This is a genomic window from Paenibacillus sp. FSL R5-0486 (assembly GCF_037975155.1).
GTDB lineage: Bacteria > Bacillota > Bacilli > Paenibacillales > Paenibacillaceae > Paenibacillus > Paenibacillus amylolyticus.
The window spans coordinates 1,790,041-1,809,779 of sequence record NZ_CP150237.1; the positions used below are offsets into that span (position 1 = coordinate 1,790,041).

General features: G+C 35.4%; 22 protein-coding genes. 21 read left to right on the forward strand and 1 reads right to left on the reverse strand.

Annotated elements, in window-relative coordinates; translation table 11 throughout:
- Positions 1-523 precede the first annotated feature (523 nt).
- The 7 genes from MKY01_RS07975 to MKY01_RS08005 all read left to right on the forward strand — a co-directional run bounded on the left by MKY01_RS07975 (position 524) and on the right by MKY01_RS08005 (position 6,215).
- Positions 524-832, forward strand: a complete 309-nt coding sequence (locus MKY01_RS07975; RefSeq protein ID WP_339286140.1) for a hypothetical protein — start codon at positions 524-526, stop codon at positions 830-832.
- A gap of 204 nt (positions 833-1,036) precedes the next feature.
- Entirely contained in the window at positions 1,037-1,426 is a 390-nt protein-coding gene (locus MKY01_RS07980) for a hypothetical protein (RefSeq protein ID WP_339286142.1), read from the forward strand.
- A gap of 484 nt (positions 1,427-1,910) precedes the next feature.
- Positions 1,911-2,420, forward strand: coding sequence for a hypothetical protein (locus tag MKY01_RS07985; protein ID WP_339286145.1), 510 nt, complete (start codon positions 1,911-1,913; stop codon positions 2,418-2,420).
- A 140-nt stretch (positions 2,421-2,560) separates the two neighbouring features.
- Entirely contained in the window at positions 2,561-2,905 is a 345-nt protein-coding gene (locus MKY01_RS07990; RefSeq protein ID WP_339286147.1) for a hypothetical protein, read from the forward strand.
- A gap of 148 nt (positions 2,906-3,053) precedes the next feature.
- On the forward strand, positions 3,054-3,617 hold the full coding sequence (locus MKY01_RS07995) for a hypothetical protein (protein WP_127544041.1): 564 nt from the start codon (positions 3,054-3,056) through the stop codon (positions 3,615-3,617).
- Positions 3,618-3,741: 124 nt separating this feature from the next.
- Positions 3,742-4,296, forward strand: a complete 555-nt coding sequence (locus MKY01_RS08000) for a hypothetical protein (protein WP_339286150.1) — start codon at positions 3,742-3,744, stop codon at positions 4,294-4,296.
- A 293-nt stretch (positions 4,297-4,589) separates the two neighbouring features.
- Positions 4,590-6,215, forward strand: coding sequence for a serine hydrolase domain-containing protein (locus tag MKY01_RS08005; protein WP_339286151.1), 1,626 nt, complete (start codon positions 4,590-4,592; stop codon positions 6,213-6,215).
- Between the two features lie 44 nt (positions 6,216-6,259).
- Here MKY01_RS08005 and MKY01_RS08010 read toward each other — a convergent pair whose 3' ends face one another.
- On the reverse strand, positions 6,260-6,655 hold the full coding sequence (locus MKY01_RS08010; RefSeq protein WP_339286152.1) for a hypothetical protein: 396 nt from the start codon (positions 6,653-6,655) through the stop codon (positions 6,260-6,262).
- A 261-nt stretch (positions 6,656-6,916) separates the two neighbouring features.
- On the opposite strand from MKY01_RS08010, the gene MKY01_RS08015 reads away from it, so the two are divergent.
- The 14 genes from MKY01_RS08015 (at position 6,917) to MKY01_RS08080 (ending at position 19,667) form a co-directional block, all read left to right on the forward strand.
- Positions 6,917-7,138 (forward strand): tyrosine-type recombinase/integrase, encoded by a 222-nt coding sequence (locus MKY01_RS08015; protein WP_339286154.1) that lies wholly within the window; start codon positions 6,917-6,919, stop codon positions 7,136-7,138.
- A 199-nt stretch (positions 7,139-7,337) separates the two neighbouring features.
- Positions 7,338-8,069: a hypothetical protein gene (locus MKY01_RS08020; protein WP_339286156.1), complete on the forward strand. Its 732-nt coding sequence runs from the start codon at positions 7,338-7,340 to the stop codon at positions 8,067-8,069.
- 353 nt (positions 8,070-8,422) lie between these two features.
- On the forward strand, positions 8,423-9,049 hold the full coding sequence (locus MKY01_RS08025; protein ID WP_339286158.1) for a hypothetical protein: 627 nt from the start codon (positions 8,423-8,425) through the stop codon (positions 9,047-9,049).
- A gap of 232 nt (positions 9,050-9,281) precedes the next feature.
- A complete protein-coding gene (locus MKY01_RS08030; protein ID WP_339286159.1) occupies positions 9,282-9,779 on the forward strand; it encodes a hypothetical protein in 498 nt (165 codons plus the stop codon).
- A 179-nt stretch (positions 9,780-9,958) separates the two neighbouring features.
- Positions 9,959-10,963 carry an RES family NAD+ phosphorylase gene (locus tag MKY01_RS08035; RefSeq protein ID WP_339286161.1) on the forward strand — a complete coding sequence of 335 codons (1,005 nt, stop codon included), beginning with the start codon at positions 9,959-9,961 and terminating at the stop codon, positions 10,961-10,963.
- Between the two features lie 223 nt (positions 10,964-11,186).
- Entirely contained in the window at positions 11,187-12,062 is an 876-nt protein-coding gene (locus tag MKY01_RS08040; protein ID WP_339286163.1) for a hypothetical protein, read from the forward strand.
- Positions 12,063-12,931: 869 nt separating this feature from the next.
- The gene (locus tag MKY01_RS08045) at positions 12,932-14,056 is read left to right on the forward strand and encodes a protein kinase (RefSeq protein WP_339286165.1); all 1,125 of its coding nucleotides are present in this window, start codon (positions 12,932-12,934) and stop codon (positions 14,054-14,056) included.
- Positions 14,057-14,571: 515 nt separating this feature from the next.
- Positions 14,572-15,249, forward strand: a complete 678-nt coding sequence (locus MKY01_RS08050; protein WP_339286167.1) for a hypothetical protein — start codon at positions 14,572-14,574, stop codon at positions 15,247-15,249.
- 201 nt (positions 15,250-15,450) lie between these two features.
- The gene (locus MKY01_RS08055; protein WP_339286169.1) at positions 15,451-16,230 is read left to right on the forward strand and encodes a hypothetical protein; all 780 of its coding nucleotides are present in this window, start codon (positions 15,451-15,453) and stop codon (positions 16,228-16,230) included.
- Positions 16,231-16,338: 108 nt separating this feature from the next.
- Complete coding sequence (locus MKY01_RS08060) at positions 16,339-17,214, forward strand: hypothetical protein (protein WP_339286171.1); 876 nt, start codon at positions 16,339-16,341, stop codon at positions 17,212-17,214.
- Positions 17,215-17,588: 374 nt separating this feature from the next.
- On the forward strand, positions 17,589-17,762 hold the full coding sequence (locus MKY01_RS08065) for a hypothetical protein (RefSeq protein WP_339286172.1): 174 nt from the start codon (positions 17,589-17,591) through the stop codon (positions 17,760-17,762).
- 589 nt (positions 17,763-18,351) lie between these two features.
- Entirely contained in the window at positions 18,352-18,537 is a 186-nt protein-coding gene (locus MKY01_RS08070) for a hypothetical protein (RefSeq protein ID WP_076330117.1), read from the forward strand.
- 36 nt (positions 18,538-18,573) lie between these two features.
- On the forward strand, positions 18,574-18,876 hold the full coding sequence (locus MKY01_RS08075) for a hypothetical protein (RefSeq protein ID WP_339286173.1): 303 nt from the start codon (positions 18,574-18,576) through the stop codon (positions 18,874-18,876).
- Positions 18,877-19,067: 191 nt separating this feature from the next.
- Positions 19,068-19,667, forward strand: a complete 600-nt coding sequence (locus MKY01_RS08080) for a hypothetical protein (RefSeq protein WP_339286174.1) — start codon at positions 19,068-19,070, stop codon at positions 19,665-19,667.
- The last annotated feature ends 72 nt before the right edge of the window (positions 19,668-19,739 follow it).

A 19,739-nucleotide genomic window follows, 5' to 3' on the forward strand; every position in this document is an offset into this window, starting at 1 on the left:
CATAATCTAATAAGGAGAAACTATGAACGAAAAAGTTATAGGGAAATTAAAAAAGCAATTACTACTCATCTTTTTATTTATTTTATTTTTATAATTGGGATTCAACTAACCACCAGATACTTAGTATATCATCCTCCTGCATGGACAACTGTAGGATATATGTTTGTCTGCATTATACTTTGTATTTTCGGCCTTTTAACATACCTTGATCTCAAGAAACAAGAGCAATTCATAACGATCGGACAAATTGTAGATGTGAAGAAGAATAAAAATATCATTATAGTCAAAGGATTGGGACGAGGTAATAGCAAAGTTTTAATCAAATGTAGTCCTATTCTGAATATGATGTAGCCAAATGACCTGATTGAAATCACGAGATTAAAATATACAAAAATGATAACGAAAAAAGTCTATAAGGACCAAGAGATACAACTTTGAGCAAGTGGTGGAAGAGTTGTAGTACTTTACATAAAAATAGAGGATGAATTTTGATATACGTCTAAGGTAGAAGGAGAGAATGTAAATGAACAACTTAAACTCTCATAATTGCAATCTAAATATAAGATATGACCTGTCTGATGAGGTGTGGGCTAAAGTTTCTAAAGTATATGAGCGGATGCCAGGGTGGATTGGTTATAAAAGTGGAATTCCATATTGGTTTGGAACTGAAGAGGATGATGTTTTCATTGAAGCATCCGTTGAGGCTAGTGGATTATCATTTTATGCACAGATGAATAGCGATGTGTGGATGTCTTGGATAGAAACATTTAAGTTGGAAGCGACAAAAGTGTTGGGTTTTGATGTTGGTGAACCTGAAGATGGATATATGTGATGAATGAACGAGGGTGTGAGATTCATGGGCAGTGAATACCGCCGCAGGATAGCATAGGTGTCTGGATGTGTTGGTGCAGATCATCAATGGTAAGCTCATTCAGTGGCATGACAACTCAACTGAGCTGCGTAAAATCTATAGTGAAGCATTTAAGTTGGAGGATCTAAACAAATAAAATGATCTAAAAAGGATAAAAAGAAAATAATGATAAACTCTATTAGCATTGATGAACAGAATGGGACCACATTTAATGAAGAGATAGTTATGAACCCTACATGGGCAGACAGTTTACGTTTTTTGAGAAAGCTCGATGGAGATAAATTTACATTAGTTTTTTTTGAGGTATCTGACACAGGTTCAGCATTAGTTGGAGGCGGACCGGAATATTTTGTAGTGTCTATTACAATGGATGAACATATATATACGCTTATGAACGATAAGCAGGGAAATAGTGAAATTTCTCTAGTTATTGGTGGTCAGTTAGGAAATTATTGCGATAACATTTGTATAGAATTAATACCCATGCTTGAAGTGCTAAAGTATTTTTATGAAACTGGTAAACTACACGAATCACATCAATGGAAGAAAGAATAATTACTGGCCAGTTAGGGTTCTCGGGCTCGTAAACACCAAAGGTTATGTGCAATTGTATTAAAAGAGTTGGAGTAGGTGAGTTCAGTGGTGGAGAGAAAATTTAAAAGTCATTTTTTTATATTGTTCTACTGTCAGTTCCATTTGTAGTATTAGAGATTTTACTTTTATTAAAATATCCTAACACGGGGTTAGGCAAGATTATAAGCTTGCCCATGACCTTTTTGGTAAATGGTATGATTATTCTGATCTTATCCAGTTTAGTTTATTATTTGCTTAGATACACCAGATTTAGAGTTGTTGGGCGAGTTATTCTAGGATTAACGATATGTTTAACTCTTATCGTAACAGTATGGTTGTATCCTCAGGATTCATCCAAACATATTTCAAAAGCTATAGTAGAAGATATAAAGAATTTATGGATTAAATGAGGAATTTAATTGTGGAACAGACAAAATCAATTTACTAAGATATTGGATGTGACTGTATGAATCATGAACTATTCAACAAAATTAATGGATATTTAGAAGGGGTAAGTAATTTAATTACTCACTTCGGAGGATGTTATGGGCACGAATATCAGTTTATAAAAATTGATTCGCCAATAGAACGAGCAATAGAACTTCATAATACTGATAGTAATTTAAAAAATCACAAAGATATTAAATATGTAGGACTAAGCGAATTAGATGATTGGAAGGATGAGATATTTAATATTACCGCAAGATGGTTTTTCTCTTTATTTCACTTACAGAATTTTGGCTTAAGTGTTGAATATCCGGACACTGATGGAGAAACGCCTGCAGAACTAGATAAAGAGTCAAATAACGTGAGTAATAAACTGATTAAACTGTTGGAAGAATTCTTTGAAGGGTCAAATGTTAAAGCTTATAGACTGGTAACAGAGATTGAATGGAAAGATGAGTTTGATTGGGAACAGATTTATTTTTCGCTAGGTGATGAAGTATTTATCTTAGATCTATATCAGTGGGGTTAACGGACAACCCTGCAAATCTCAGTCTGCCGAATCATCCTCGTTGGTCACTTAAGGATTACAGACTCGTGAACATAACAGGTTACAAGAAAGAGTTACAATTAGAATGAAAACATACGTGTAAAAGTGGGAGAGCAAACAGCATGAAGTTTAATTATAAGAATTTTTCTTGTGATACTGAGATCTATCTCAAAGATAATGACATTATAATCAGGTTTTTTGATCGATCTAAAGAACAAGCAGAAGCTGACATAATAAATCTAGTAATAGTTGATCCTGGGTATGGATATCTTTGCTTGAAAAATAAAGATGATGCAGCACTCTTAAGTGGATTCCTAGATGAGGACGTTTTTTCATCAGATGGGCATATAGATGCAGCAATTAGTTTAATTGAAAAAATCAGTCCAGCTACTAAGAATATGTATACTCCTTATCATATTACACGGTTTAAACAAACCAGTTTCGTTGAATATAACGGTGAATACTAATGAAAGATCCTCGAAGGTGACATCGTCATCATAGATGTAACTAAGATACTGACTAGGATGTGTGGATAGTCCAAAGATTCTTGAATTCAGTTGCTTTCTGTGGAGGAACAGATCGATTTGTATTAGGAAAATGAGGGGGAGAGTGAATATGAGGAAGAGAAATATAGTGGTCTTGTTATCCGTCAGTTTTATCTTAATCTTCTTATTCATCTATAAATACTACACGTTAAACTATACGAATGAGGGTATAACAAACAAGGTTTTAAATCAAGATGGATATGCACTGACGCTGAGAACTCCAGAAATGCCGATTCAAATTTTTGTGAAATCTGAATGGATTCCATTCAGTGCAGGTGAACCTCTTAAAAGAGATATCAAAGTATTAGAGACTCATAGCAGCAATTTGATATTAGATGTGCAGAACAGAGATGATGATATTTATTTTAGTTTTAGGACCACGTTTAATATGGATGATCCATCTGGGGAGTTCATATATAATGGTCTGTTTAATGCGGGTGGAACGTTTACTTATTCACCAGAGGAAGTACGGTTATATGATAAAAACATGAATCAGCTCTCCGTAGGACAGACAGGTATTGGTCCAGAAGCATCGTTCTCATTCGGAATTGAAACGGAAGAACAGAAATTAATAAGTGAGGGATTCTATGTGAAGTACGATGGATATAACGTGTATGATTATTCTAAGAAGTAATTCAGCGGTCACGCCAAAATGGATAGGTAAAATCATTGCATAAGAAGCTAGGCTCTCAGATATCCCAAAGGCCTGAAGAGAACATTGTAGAATAGATTGCACAACAAACAAATCAGGAGGTTACATGGGTACAGACATTTGTTTCTTTGTAGAGGTAAGGCATTACAGGAGAGAATATGAATGGATTAATGGTGCTGTAAGAGAAATAACAAAGAGTGAGGAAGAATTGAATAGTACTGCTCGCTGGATCAGTATGGATAAGTGGATGATTAATCCTGATTATTACTTGTTTCCAGAAAAAAAGATCTCTAAATTGAAACCAAGTGATCCTCATGAATTTTATAGTGGGGGGCGTAATTATGATTTGTTTAGTGTTTTATCAAACACCAGGAATGATCAAAATCTGCCTTTCATATCTTCGCCACGAGGAATTCCGATAGATACCTCGCCAGACTTAAGGGAAATTGTACTTGAGGATAAAGAAGATTTTTATGACCACAGTTGGCTTTTACTGGAGGAGATCATTCAGTTCAATTGGGATCAAAGTTATTTTTGTGATCAATTTATGGAGTACAGAAATATTAAAAATACATGCTCTGAATTTATTAATGTAACCATTCCAAAGTTATTGAAATTAGGGAGTGCGGAAGATGTAAGAATGATTTTCTGGTTTGGTTAGATTTTCTTGAAAACGCATTCGTAAAGGTGGGAGCAAATGCAGGACTATAAGGTTGCGCTGCCCTGATACCTTTATAACGTAATGAGATCACAGTTAATTTTAATGTTAAAGGAGATTAGCTAATGCAAATAGATCGAAGGCATCGCTATGCTAACCAAGTGGTCGCCTGTGTTCTGTTATTCGTGTTTTTCATTATGGCATGCGGGGTACCTGTCTACGCGGAGATAGAGAATGTGGAGACTACGCCTTCCAGAATCCCGTTGTCCTCGCTAGAGGAGACGATCGATTCTTATGTGGCTACGCATGAGAAAAACACCGCTGCCGTTTCAATTGTGGCTATCAAGAACGGGGAAACGATTTATAGTAAGGCCTATGGCTATGCAGATATTGAGCAACAGAGAAAGGCGGACAGCTCTACTGTTTTTGAATGGGGTTCCGTCACTAAACTGTTGGTCTGGACGAGTGTAATGCAGCTTGTCGAGCAGGGAAAGCTTGATCTACATACTAATATTCAGGAATATCTACCGAAAGGGTTTCTAAAGAAGCTGGAGTATGATGCCCCCATTACGCTATTAGATCTTATGAATCATCAAGCGGGTTGGGAGGATAGGATGCTTGAGTTATGGTATCTATCCGAGAATCAAGTTATGGATCTTGGAGAAACATTGCAAAAATTTGAGCCAAGACAGATCTATGAACCGAGGAGTGTATTTGCTTATTCAAACTATGGTGTTGCTATGGCTGCCTACATCGTAGAAGTGCAGAGCGGACAACCTTTTTACGAATACGTGAATGAACATATATTTAAACCACTGGATATGAAAGAAACTACGATTCATCCGTCACATCAAGATCGTCCAGACCTCGTGCTGAGAAGGGATCAGATTCAAGGCTATACTGCTAATGCCGAACTCATCCCCAAAACCAAAGTATACATGAACATATATCCTGCAGGAGGTGCCATGGGCACCGCAGAAGATGCAGCAAAATTCCTAGCAGCCCTAATGCCAATCAATCGTGGTAATTTATTATTCAAGAACAAAGAAACCTTAAACGAAATGCTGTCAACCAGTCTGTATTATGATGGAACTTCTATCCCTCGAATCGCACATGGATTCATTGAGGTAGATTACTGGACACCTGCACTGGAACACGGTGGGAATACATTGGGGTTTTCGAATAAATTGATCTTTGATCCTAAATCTAATTTTGGGTTAGTGGTGATGACCAACCAGTTCGAAGAAGAGGTATATTGTTTCGGTCTTGTCCAGAAATTGTTTGGGGATAATTACAGCACTAGCTCTGTAACCTCTGGAAATGATGGATATTATCTCACTACACGACGTTCCGGTTCTGGATTTACGAAGCTCTATTCGATTCTCTTGCTGAAAAAGTATTCCACATTTGATCTTAGTAACTTCACCAATGTTGTAGAGAAAGATGGTGTCGTTGAGAAGGTCTCCTTTACTTACAATGATTATGTACGTGTATCAAGCTCAACGATGATCTGGATCATTGCCTCTTTAATAGCTCTTGCAATAGCCATCGTATTCAATTTAAGAGCTGTGATTGGCTATTTTATCCGATTATGTTTTTACAGATTGAAAAAATGGGAAAGACCAGGGAGAGGGTTTGATAAATATCATGTTGCCATTAATATTGCAGGTCTGGCATTCCTACTGAATACTACAGTACTAGCCATGCGAGCATTGAGTTTAAACGCCTCCTATTCTTCATTACGAATTCATCTCATCTTTAACCTGATTTATGTGATTCTAGCTTTAGCATATTTTGTCTTGCTGATCTACAAACTGTGGAAGATAAGTTACAGCAAAAAGCAAAAGGTTGTATATATCATGACCGGAGTGTCGGCGTTTCTATTTGCTACTTTTATTGTGGGATGGGATTTGTACTTTTAGAAGGGCACTTATGGAGATGTATTGGAGTGAAAGACAGCAGTTCCTCATCTGGGATTGCTGTCTTTGTGGTTATATGTTCTTTGGCTTTTGAAGAAACTGTAAATGACCATTAGAATATTCAATAATAATAGACCTACATATCCATCTGTTAACTTTGTACGTTCAATCCACTTGTTCACTAACTCTCCAGAGAGAGCTTGTTTTCCTAAATATTTATTTATATCATTCGGATGGATTTCATCTATATATATAAGTGGAAACTCCATGCTGTTGGAAGAAGCAGCTAGCGGCGGATAGAACTCTACCCATTTCTGACCTGCCCATCGATCATACTTATAATGCAAGTCTGCGCTGGATTCAAGATTATCCCACCTGAGAAAACCCAATATGATTAGAATACAAAGTGTAAAGACGCTAAATATTAACTTCTTGTTATTCAAATAAATCCCATCCTTATGTTTGTACTAATAACAGTACCGTTGCATTAAAACAACTTCATTACCCGTTTTATTCTAACAGTATTTTCCGTTATTTGTAAGTTGATTTTTCAATGAAATGCTAGTAAGTAAAAAAAATCGATCAAAGAATCGTAGCAGCAGGTGCTAAAGGTACGAGGATAAATTCGCAAAACGATTAGGGTGTAGAAGGTTTTCGAATAAGCTGGACAACGTGCAGGGATTGCAAAAAAAAGGTGAGTATTCATGCGCTTCGCCACTCCTTCGCTGGAAAACGGGAAAGATCTATGGTATATCAAGGAGCTACTCGGTCATACGAGTGCACGAACAACTCAGCGATATACGCATGTTAGTATGAAAAATATTCATCGTATTCAAAGCCAATTGGATCATATGGATATGGGGATTAAGCATCCCAATAATTCTCCCTTTTTCACCAAATTTTTCTTCGCAAAAATCACCGTATAGGTTATCATATACGTAGTTCAGATATCAGGCAGGAAGTGTGGTATTTACGAAGTACATAAATTAGGTAGTTAGACGCAAGGCAAATGCCTTAAAGGATAAAAATTGTATGAAAATCGATACATTGATAATCAGGCATAACAACGTGTTAGTTAGTAAACAAAAAATGTTAGAGAATATAAAGTGAAAGGAAGTATTGTAAATGTTTGATGAAAATCAATACATGGTAGTTCCAGATGATAAGGATATTAAAATTTGGAGATATATTGACTTGGGTAAATTTGAATCATTACTAAAACAACGAGCATTATACTTTTGTAATTCGAAATGTTTTAAAGATAATTATGAAGGTTCGTATTCGAAAAACAATAAGGATGTAGTGGTTGTTATGGATGACATGGGTATTCTAGAAAATTTCCACGGAAAGCACAGAGAACTAAATGAAATATATCGAGAAAACGTTCATATTAATTGCTGGCATATGAACGATTATGAGAATATGGCTATGTGGGAAAATTATATTAATGGAAATGAAGGAATTGCAATCCAATCAACATATAAAAGATATGGTGAAGCTGTTATGGATGATCCTAATCGAATGGTTTATATGGGAAAGGTTCAGTATATTGATTATAATAAAGAGATTGTTCCTTACAATGAAGGTTTATGGGCGAATTTTTTAAGAAAACGAAAAGAGTTTAGATATGAACAGGAAATTAGAGCAATGTATTTACTAAGTCAGAATAAAATTAATGATGCATCTATAACAAAAGGTGGCTTTGTCAGTACTGATGTTGAAACTCTAATAGAGTGTGTATATTTGTATCCAAATTCTGATCATATATTTAAAGAAAAGGTTGAGAAATTAATTCATAGTTACGGAATCAGTTTAGATGTAAGAAATTCTAGTTTAAGTGACGAGCCTACTTTTTAACACCACTCGTGTTTAACGTTTATTATCATCAGCACTATTTCTGATAAAGCATCAAAAGAGAAGAACATTTGATCAAGGTACAAGAGCATTAGGGATTTTAAATTAAGGTATAAAATAAAAGCAGAGACGTGAAGTTTTAAGTAGAATTTCCTTATGAGAATAAAGATCGAATGATCCAAACCATCAAACGCCCAGCGTCTAACATAATATTCACGCTGCGGGCATACGCCCTGGGTCCGGCATACGCCGGACACTCGACATGCGTCGAGTCGTAAATACAGGAACGTTATCGGAAATATCCGCACCTGAAAATTTCTGATTTATAATCAAACTAAGCTTATGGAGGAAAACGTATGAAACATGCATTTAGTTTCCCCGAATACATAAGAGAAAGACTTAAGAATTATGTGAATAATGCAATTTTAAAGACAGTACCTGAACAAAATAACCAAGAATCGCATTACACCACGACATTACTAAGTAATTTACGGGGAACTGTGATAAATGATAATCAGTACAAAATAGAGTTCTCTGGAGCCAATATAGATGACAGGGGAAAGAACTCTGCAGAGTCTAAGTATGGAGCCGACTTATCTATCGTAGCTGAAATAGTGGATAAAGATAATCCAGCAAAGAGAATAAAGAAAGCAATTCTTATTCAAGCAAAATTGATGAAAGAATCGAACAGTAAATTAGAATCAAAAGGATTGAAAGAACAAATTGAAAAAATGAAAAAAATAACGCCGAACCCTAAAGTGATGAAAATAGCACCTGATAAATATGATAGAAGTAAGAGAACTGTAAGTGTATGTAGTGGAAATAAAATATTACATGATGAAAAGTACAAAGAGTATGATTTAGCAGAATATTTTGTAAAACGTGTGATTACAACATTTGATGGGGATACGAGACCTGAATTTGTTGAAAGAGCATTAAGAAGTGATCTGGAAATATTAAAACTTTCAGTTGTTAAGAAGTAAGTACTCTATGTTGTCAGTTAATTGAAGTTGCAATTTGAATAGATTAGCTTTATCGAAGAAGTCGGATACATCCTATAACATAATATTCACGCTGCGGCTCCTTTGGAGCCTTGGTCTGCTGGATGAATTTTGTGGAAGCGTTTCAGCAGACACATCCGACTTCGTCGGACGTCTTGAATACAGGAATGTTATGTGAAATCAGCTTAAATAAGAGAGAGAAAGAGTGGGATAGATGATCCAAAGTAGATACTTATTTATATCGCGTGAAGGCAAAGTTGTGAAGATTGCTCGGCCTAAAGATCATAAATATAAATCTGTTCTTCGATTAGCAGGGGAGGACGTACTTGAAGTGATTTTATATTACAGGAATAAAGATAGGAAGCCACATAAACTACTTATGGTGGAATTTGATAGATTCCATTTGGATTCTCAAGGGAATTATAAACAGACAGAAGAGGATAGAAAAAGAGCTATTCATAATTTCCTTTCTTTTGGGATGGTTGATTTGTTTGAAGGAGCAGAAGTAGAAGACAAGCCATTACCTATACCTGTTGCTCCGATAATTCCAACAAGTGCGGAGAAAAGATTATTATACGATTACATAAATGAGAAACTACCCAATTTTTCAGATGATGCTCCCTATGTAGTAGAAAGTAGAATCAAATCTGTTGAAGAGAAGTACGAAGAGTTCAAAAGCATGGCAAAGCGATCAAAAAAGCCTTCTAAGTAATTCAAAGAAGAAGCTGACATAAAACATAATATTCACGCTGCGGCTCCGATGGAGTCTCGGTCTGCTTGAAGGAATGCGGAGAAGCAATTTTAGCAGACAACCCCTGTGGGTTCATGAATACAGAAACGTTAGATGAAACACTACGGAGTAGATTATAAGAAAAGAGGATAATGATAGAGATGTATGAGTATTTACCAACTTTAAATAAAACAGCAGAAAAGTATCGTACTAAAGCACAAAGAGAACTAAAATACTGCGTTACTTGTCAGCCTTATGATGGTGGCAGTTATGTTTGGATAATGGGAGAAGAAACAACTGTAGAAGAGATTTTTGACAGTATTGATTGTCCAGAAAGATATAGAGATGATATTGCAGAACATCTCGGATGCCCTAATTGTGGAAATAGTTCGTTTGATCGTTATGATACTGTTGGTACAGAGGACAACTATAGAATACGGATTGAAAGTCATTACAACAAGGCACTCAGTAAATATAATAATAAGATCCAAAGCTTCAGAGAACATCTTGAACAATTCCCCTCATTAGCAGGATCCCATCCTCTAGGTAGAAAAATTTTTAAAGAAATAAGAGAAAAGAAAGTAGACTCGATAAATGTTGGAGTTACTTCATGGTATAGAGCACGTGGTGTAGACCACTCTAAAGTGTTTGATAGTAAGGATTTGCATGCCCCCCCAGTAGGGAAATCTTCTGGAGGAAGATTTCATCATTCAGGACAAAGTGTATTATATCTTGCTGATAGTAAGGACTTAGCTATGACGGAAGCACTCGAGGATCCATCTGTCCCTTCGATTATTTGGATACAAGAATACAAGTTAATAGGAACGATTGATAATGTATTGGATTTAAGATATGACTGGGATAATTTTGGTCAATTATCTAATCTGACAATGGCAGCCTTACTTGCTTCAGGGTGTATTTTTGAACGTGTTCAAGATAGAAATAATAAATGGAAACCACAATACTTCATCACTAGTTTTATTGCTGATTGTGCAAGATCAGCAGGTTACAGTGGGATACTTTATTCCTCAAGCAGAGATAGTGGTTTTAATTTGGTACTGTTTAATAATAATGACAATATACAACCAGTAGGTAAGCCAAATATATTTATTTATGAAGGAAGAGGCAGTGTTAATTTCTTTGATGATAGTTTTATAGATTTTTAGTATTTCTATGAAGTCGTGGTGCATCATCTAACATCATATCCACGCATCGGAGCCTGACGACTCCTTTGTCCGCCCTAAGGGGATTGGGAGGGAAGTGGAATCAGGCGGACACATCTGCATCGACTAACCGCATCGCAATTGGCTCCTGACGGTGTCTTAAGTTGGTGAGACGTCGTGAATACAGGAACGTTATCGGAAATTAATATAAAAGGAGAATTGAAAAATGGATAGAGAAGATTTGACAACAAAAATAGAAAAATTTATTTTATCTACGGGTTACCCTTTTGAACAAAGAGTAGCGCACTTATTAAGAGAAAATGATTGGGTTGTTTTCAGTTCAGTAGAGTACATCGTTCCTCCTGATCAACAAAGAGAATTAGATATTTTGTGTTACAAAATTATCAATCGTAGAAGAGTAGAATTAAGAATATCTTGTAAACAATCAAGCGACAAACATTGGATCTTTTTTACTGAAAAAAATAGGTATTTGAAGTTTGGATCAAATTTGAAATTTACTCCAGTTCAAATTGATAACTACATATATCGTACTTTGCCGGAAAAACTGAATAATCTTCTTTTGTATCAATATGATAGGCACGTCACAAATTTCACGGCTTTTTCAGAGAAGAAACAGCATGAAGCACGACTGGTTATCAAGGATGGATTATTGTCAGCAATTAATAGTGTACATCATCGAATCTTCCCAGCACAATTAATATGCGATAAAAGAGGAACCATTTATTTTTTCATTACTTTGTTCAATGGTTTAATGTTTGAATCTTATTACGAGCCAGAAAGTGACAATAATATTGTTCAGGATATTGAATATACCCAGTGGAAGACAGATTATGAATCTAACGCTCATTTTGAAGAAATACTGAAATATGACGGGACGTATGTTCCATATCATGAAGTATTACGAAATTTCTCGAAACATTTTACAGTTGAAATAATGAAATGGAGCTTTTTTGAAAACTATTTAAATCATATAGAAACCATTTTTACAGAACTTGATGAGGAGACAATTAGTATTTTTGGTAAACCATTTGAGGACGAATATTTTCCAAATCGTATTATAGGTAAACCACTTACAAGGTAGTTCGATGAAGATATTCACTTCAGATAACATAATATTCACACTGCGGACATTCGTCCTGGGTCCGACAGAAGCCGGACAAATCCGATTTCGTCGGACGTCGTGAATACAGGAACGTTATGTAACATACTAGAAACATAAAGGGGAAATCATTTTAAATTTCAGTGTAGAGATTACTGACAAAGAAGAGATTGAAACCATTTACTCCATACTGATCTTGGGTTGTATAACTGCTATAAGAGAAAATCTTCTAACTTGGGATCAAGCGGAAGAGAGGTTATTCAGTCCGAACACGTTAACAAAAATAGAATAACTAAATCTTCATTCAACCCTCATAGATATCACAAATCAAGGAATGATGGAACTGAGTTTGTTTCAACGATTAAATACAATAGGATATGAAAAATTGATTTGTGAAATAGAGAATCTTTTGAAGACATTTATAAAAGAACAAAAAATAAGTGAAGGAGAATGGAGAAACTGGATTAAATAAGACTGATTCGAGAAGAATGGTACGTCACATAACATAATATATAATATTCACGCTGCGGGCATGTACCCTTGAGCCGGCAGTCGCCGGACACCCGACACGAGATGGGTCATGAATACAGGAATGTTATACGAAATAAAATTAATCAAAGAGACTAGAGGATGACTAGAGCTAAACAACAATATTATTTCCCTCAATGTTAATTGTGAATATTAGGGGACAAAAAATAATCTTTTTTATAATGAGCTTTTTATCTTTGGAGGATCGAGTGTTCTTTTTTACATCCCTTTTTATTAAGTTGTGAGTTATTTAATCAATTTGAATAGAGACAGCAAGTCTTGTCCTATTCTTTAAGTTATTTTATAGAGAGAAGGTAAACATTATGAAAAATATAAATTACTCTTTTTCTGAAAAAGAAGTCATTATACAAGATGAAAATTTGAAATTTGATAATTTGAGAATCATTAAAGAGAAAGGAATGGGAGCTAACGGAATTGTATTTGAATGTTTTGACATTGTCTTAAAACGTCCAGTAGCTTTGAAAATATGGATACCGAGAAAAGGTAGAGCTTATCCTGACGCTAAACGATTCGAAGCGGAAATTCAGAAATTAGCTTCGATCCAAGACCATGAATCAATTGTAAAAATACACTACGCAAACTCACACAATAAATTTTTCTATGCCATCATGGAGTATGTGGAAGGAGAGGTACTTGCATCTTGGCTGAGCAAAGAAAATAATACCAAAACTAAGTTGAAAGTTGCTCAAAGAATTATACGAGGTATGGATTATTCTCATTATCAGAATGTTTATCACGGTGATTTGCATGCGCAAAATATTATAGTCAAAAGTGATTGGGCGAGTGCTGGACGTACAGTTAAAATTCTAGATTTCGGTACAAGTATTTTTAGTCCGGAATCCTCAAAATTAAGAGCATCTTATTTAATGTCTCAAACCTTGGCGAAACTTTTTGATTCTGAATATCTGGAATTGCTTCATCCTCAAATTTTAGAATTTGTTCATGAAGAAAATTGGATGAAAGTCAGGAACAAGTATAAAAACCAAAATTTCATAACACCTGAAAGTGTACTGGCCTGCTTTGAGGTGCTGATTGAATTTATTACTGCAAAATTAGAACACTTGGGGAAAATTTCTGACTTGGATACTTTGTTAAGTGATCTTTGTTTGTTCTTGGTAAAAAGTCCGTTTTTAAATTTCGAGAAATTGATTCCTTTCCTTAGAGAATATGCAAATGAGAATCAGATTTATTATTTTATCGATCAATTTTGGAGATGGACAAACTTTGGGGGTGGGGTTGATCCAATTCACTTAATGAGTGAGGAGTTTAAAGAACTACTAGTAAGTATGCCGGGAACTAATAATGCTGTCGAAGCATACCTGCATATTAATGAAACTCTTTCAGTAAACAGTGAACAATATTTAATATGGAGAGACTTCTATAAAAAATATATATCTTATCTTCAATTAAAAAGTTTACTTGTTTAATGAAGTGTTCAAGTCAAAACAAACTATTTCTTTGCATTTTTGACTTTCACAAGAAGTAGCCTAACCTTTTGAAAACTATCCAAGCATTTTAACCATCTCGACTGAGCGAATATTTATGAACCTACAATAGTCGTGAAGGGTTCTATATTCACGGCCAGTTTTTCAGAAACAGGCATAGAGGTAAATGAGACCGATTATGTTCAAATTGCATTTAAATATTTATCTCCAAACTACGAGAGACAAAATTATCATATACATGTAGTAAGGTCTGACAAGCTTTCAGAATTTATTATAAACAAGGAGTTTAAACTAAAGAATTTATATAAAGAATTAAGTGATTTTGAAGGTATTTCGTAAGAAGTGGACCAGGCAGACAACCCTGCACTGCCTAACAACCGCGTTGCGGCCGGTCGCTATCGCTACCTTAAGACAGCGAGGGTGCGTAGATACAAGAACGTTAGACGAAATTCCTTAGAGTTAATTCATGTAAGATAAACAATATTGGAGGGAACTACATGTTTAACATAAATGAAATTGCTGAGTATGAATATTTGTTAATACTCGAAGCTGAAAAAAAGTACAGAACACACTTAGATACTTGTGTTGAAGCTTTAGAAGTATCATGGACATTTGCAGAATTTGTTAAGCATAACGCGCTTTATTTCTCATACTATTTATCACAATCTAACAAAGCACTGTATTTATCATTAATGTCTTTATTGAGGAAACATACTAATCAAAGTTACTCTAATATGAGATTGTCCATAGAGTCGTCTATTATGGCATGTTATGAATTACACCGTAATGCATCAGAACTTTTAGGAGATTGTGAATCAGATAGGAAGAAGGCGTATAAATGGATTGAAAGTAACTATAAAAATCATTCTGACGCATTAGGAGGTCTCAAAAATAAAATAAATAAAGAGTTTATGCACTCAAGTATAAATTCTGCAAGTGCACATTCTAAAATGAACATAGAAAATGGCCGTTTTGATTCTATGCTTTTTGATTCTGTCGACGATTCAGAAATGAAAAATAGACTTGTGATTTTTATACAAATAATTTTAATTCAATTATCAATGTACAGAGAAGTTATAGAGAAATACCCTCTAGTAGAAATGAAAAAAGGTTTTCAATTAGAAGTTGAAAGTATTTTAAAGGAAAGTTACAAACTAATTAATGGTGAAGACTAGAAATCTTTAAATAAAAACTAATAAAGTGAGAAATTTCAAAGCTAAGTAATTTCGTCTAACATAGTATTCATGCTGCGGGCATTCGTCCTGGGTCCGGCATTCGCCGGACACTCGACATGCATCGAGTCGTGAATACAGGAACGTTATCGGGAATTCTCATAAAATATACTGAATAAAAAAACTGTACAGGAGGTTTAAAGAATGTTTAGCATTTATGAAATATCTCAGGAAGAACATGAGATTATTGTAAGAGCAAACGATCAATTTGGATTAATCTTTGAAGTATGTTTAGAGGCAATAGAGCTATCTTGGACATTTACTAAAAATTATCAGATCAGTGCCTGGATATTTGCTGGTTTTTTATCTCAAACCAATAATTCATTGTATTTAGCGTTTTTATCATTAATTAGAAGGCATACTGTTCAAACAAGCTTTAATTTACGTTTATCAATTGAGTCTGCAGTATTGGCGTGTTATGCATTGTATAATCCTAAAATCGATAGTTTTGCTATCAAAAATGATCAAGGTTCAATGGTAGAGAAATCAGGAGTGAAATCAAAAGCAAATAAATGGATTGAAAATAATTATAAAGACATGTCTGATACAATTCATGTGTATAAAAAGCAGATTAATAGTAAATTCGCGCATTCTAGTATCTTAAGTGCATTTGGAAATTTTGAATTGAGTGAAGAAAACTATCAAGGAGTTTCTTGGATATTTGATAGAACTGAAGATAGAGACATTCATTTTCAACTACTAAGTTTGGTTAACCTAGTTCTTATACAGGTTGAAATGTTTTATAGAGTAATTAAAGACTATCCCATAGTGGGAATTGTGGATGACTTTACTTCCCGTTATGAAAAGATACATGGTACTGTGACCTTATTAAATGACTTTTATAAATTGATTGCTGAAGAACTTGCTAAAGGGGAAGAAGTTGAAATACCTATCTTACGTACACTGAATGAAGAAGAAATATGAGAACATCCGATAACATAATATTCAAGTAGCGGCTCCGTTGGAACCTAAGTCTGCTGGAAGAATTTCGAGGAGGATGTTCAGCAGACACATCCGACTAAGTCGGACGTCATGAATACAGAAACGTTAGCTGAAATTCAAATAGGAAAGGATTATTTTATGAAAAGTATAGCAAGTTTTGATGGAGAGACATTAACAAATCTTAAGGATATTTCTGAATTAGAGTTTGAGTATTTTATAGAACATTCGGAACGTATAAATAAATTTGTGAACGATTATAAAAGGATCTCAATAGTGAAAAAAGATAAGGAGGCAATGGATAAATTTGTAATTGATTATTTAGATGACGCAACTAATATAGGCACAGCTTCTTTCCTGAGTGAATTACCGTCGTTGTTGCTTAAATATCTAGCATCTTTTAAATCATTTCTAGATCATTGGGAAACGCATTTAAAGAGATTATATGGTAATGATTCAAAGCAAGTCAAAGAATTTAAAGCATCAACAGCAGTGGAATTTGACAGTTACTTCTCCTATAGGTTCGTCTATGAGTTGAGAAACTTTACTTTACACTGTAAGTTTCCAATTTCTAAAGTACAGACTAAGTTAGATGAGAATGAAAATAAATTACTTAGTGTAGTTGTAGACAGAGACCGTCTAATATCAGATTATAAATGGCCTAAGAAAGTAAAACTTGATGAAATGGAACTAGAGTTTGATTTATTACCCCATATTGAGGAAGCTTTTAAATGTTTATTACGAATACATCAGACCGCCATCAATTTATGTGATACAAAGAAATTGATCGAATCAGCTCTAATTATCTATAAGTTTAGGGTTGATTATAAAGATGTAGTTGGAAATATTGCATTGGTAACAATTAAGGATGACCTGATAAATTTAAACTCAAATAGTCTAAATTTTAAAATTAACAATCTTCCTGTTAAAGAGTCAGAAAAAATAATTGAGATGTTTGTAAGAGACTAACATAATATTCACGCATTGGACGTTCCTCCTCGGTCCGGCATTCGCCGGACACCCAGCATGGGCTGGTTCATGAATACAGGAACGTTATGCGACATTCTTGAAAGAAATTAAAAAAAGTTCGAACTAAAGAATACAATTTACTTTCGGCGGTTTATGTGCAACTCCCATCATACCCGCATGAAAATTATTGCATAAATAGTAAGCTGTAATGAAAAAGGAAGGGATAGTCTAATGAAGAAGATAGTTCTCTCTTTACTATTACTAATAATTCTTTGTTCATGTAGTAATCAGTTTAAAAAGAAACATGGTTTAAAGAGGCAGAGAAAAGAAATAGTATGGTGTACAGTTTGATAAATAGTTACGAGCTTAAAGGAATGACGGAAACCGAGATTATTGATTTATTTGGTGAACCAGAACAAAAATTTGATGAGCCTTCTCGTCAGTATTATTATCTAGGAAGAGCAGGCGTAGGGGTAGATGATAGTCTGTTACGACTTAGTTTTGATAAGAACGGTGAACTTGAAAGTCATGATGTATCGCATGATTAGATAACTGAATCGAGCACTCGGGAGTATTTCGAAGAAGCAATAACGACGCATAACAACGTATTTACGTTGCGGACCGTTCGGTCCTTGGTCTGCAAGAGGCAATCCGAAGAAGTGGATTAGCAGACAATCCTGTAAGGCTAAGTCTTCGACCCAGTCGCTGACGCTCCATTAAGCCTCTCGGACTCGTGAATACAAGAACGTTATACAAAACCTCTAAACCAAACAAAACAAAAAGATACAACACATTTGAAAGTTGAGGATGAGATTAATGGAGGATCGAGTAGGAGCTTTTTAAAGCCTAGGGTGGAGGGGGGAGAAATTTCTTAACAGACCAGTGAATTTGCTGTGACTGTGAGGTTAGATAGGAAGCTGAGAGTTGGTCTTATTATTGACACCGAAAGTTTATATCGGTGTTTTTTTATTTTTAATTCGATTGCCGCATTAAAGCAATCATAGTTTATCTTAAAATTTGGTTTAGATGAAAATATTAGTATTCAACATCGGGTATAGATAATCGCTTTAAAATTGACTGCTCACGTCTAGTCTTAACAAGACATGGTGCAGTTAGAACCATCAGAGAGGTGGATGTATGAGCCGGTTGCTTGACTTATTGGAAGAGGAACGGCGCAAGCTTAATCAGCTTGGAGAGGCATCCTTGAAGCAAGCGATTCCGTTGTGGGACAATCCGGAGGTTCAGGAACAGAGCCGAAGGGTGGACGAACTTGTGGCACGAGTGAGTGAAATGAAGGCGAGACATAACCGAGTTGTACGATGATGAGTGAGGTACATAATGCGTAGGGGAGGGGAAGCAATGGATTTTCCACGCTGGATGCAACGAGCGATTCAAGCAAGGCTGGAAGAGGTGTCTTCGCGGATCGAGCATGATCCTGAAATGAGTCGTGTACGTGGGGAAACCGACGATGCGTTCGAAGTTTTGTTTGCTGGCAAGGATATCGAACAAACACCTGAATATGCCGAGTGGGAGAATCGTTATATTGTCAGCAAAGGCATAGAAAATGAGAGGTTGTATATGCAGGGACTACGAGATGGCATTCAGCTCACAGTATCCTTGCTGGGTCAGTCGACACCAGAGGAGAACAATACAGAGGCTTGATCCACTAAGACGAACCCATAAGTCAGGGGAAGCTACCTCGATCTTAACTTAAAAACCGGAGCCGAAGCGTGAATCTATCGCTTCGGCTTCGTTTCTAATGCTCTACTTTTCCAAATTCTAAATTAAGGAAAGGAGGGCTTTGAGTATGTGTTAAGCTTAAACAAACAAAGGCAGAAGTGAGGTATAGTTATATGAAAAAAAAATCTAAATACTTAATCCTGCTTTTTATGTTTATTTTGATTGTGTTTATTCTGCTTTTTTTGAATACGGACGAAAATGAAGCCAATGAGCCAGTGGTTAATGGCAATATCATTCACGTCAAAAACTTTGATCTGGATGCCAAATCAACGAATTTAAAGACAATGACACAAGGATCGATATTCGTTGAGAGTGAGAAGCAGCATATTGATCATATCAAAATAGTAGCACATATAGAGATTGACCCCGCTGACTGGGGTGGTGTTGCATTTTATATCCCTGATCAATGGAGTGTCTCCAGCATCACCAGCAGTTATCCTGAACATCAATCGAAGTTGAAGCCTGCTGAGTTTGTATCCACCTGGATGAATTCTTCTGATGACTCTTCATGGCGCACAATGATTGAAATTGGGAGAAAACGAAATTACATAGCAAATGGCGGAGGTACTGGAACGATTGTGATCGAATTAAGTCCAGATAAAAAGGGTGAGACCCCCTCTAATTCATTAAAAATTGGTATTGAGGTCGGGTCAGAAGATAAAGCTGGAAAAAGAGTTATGGGTACAGATTCTGTTGAAGTTCATGTATTTTAAAGTGCCGGGTTAACTAGATATAGAAAACAAGCCGAAGCGGTGGCAATGCACGCTTCGGCTTGTTTTTTTATT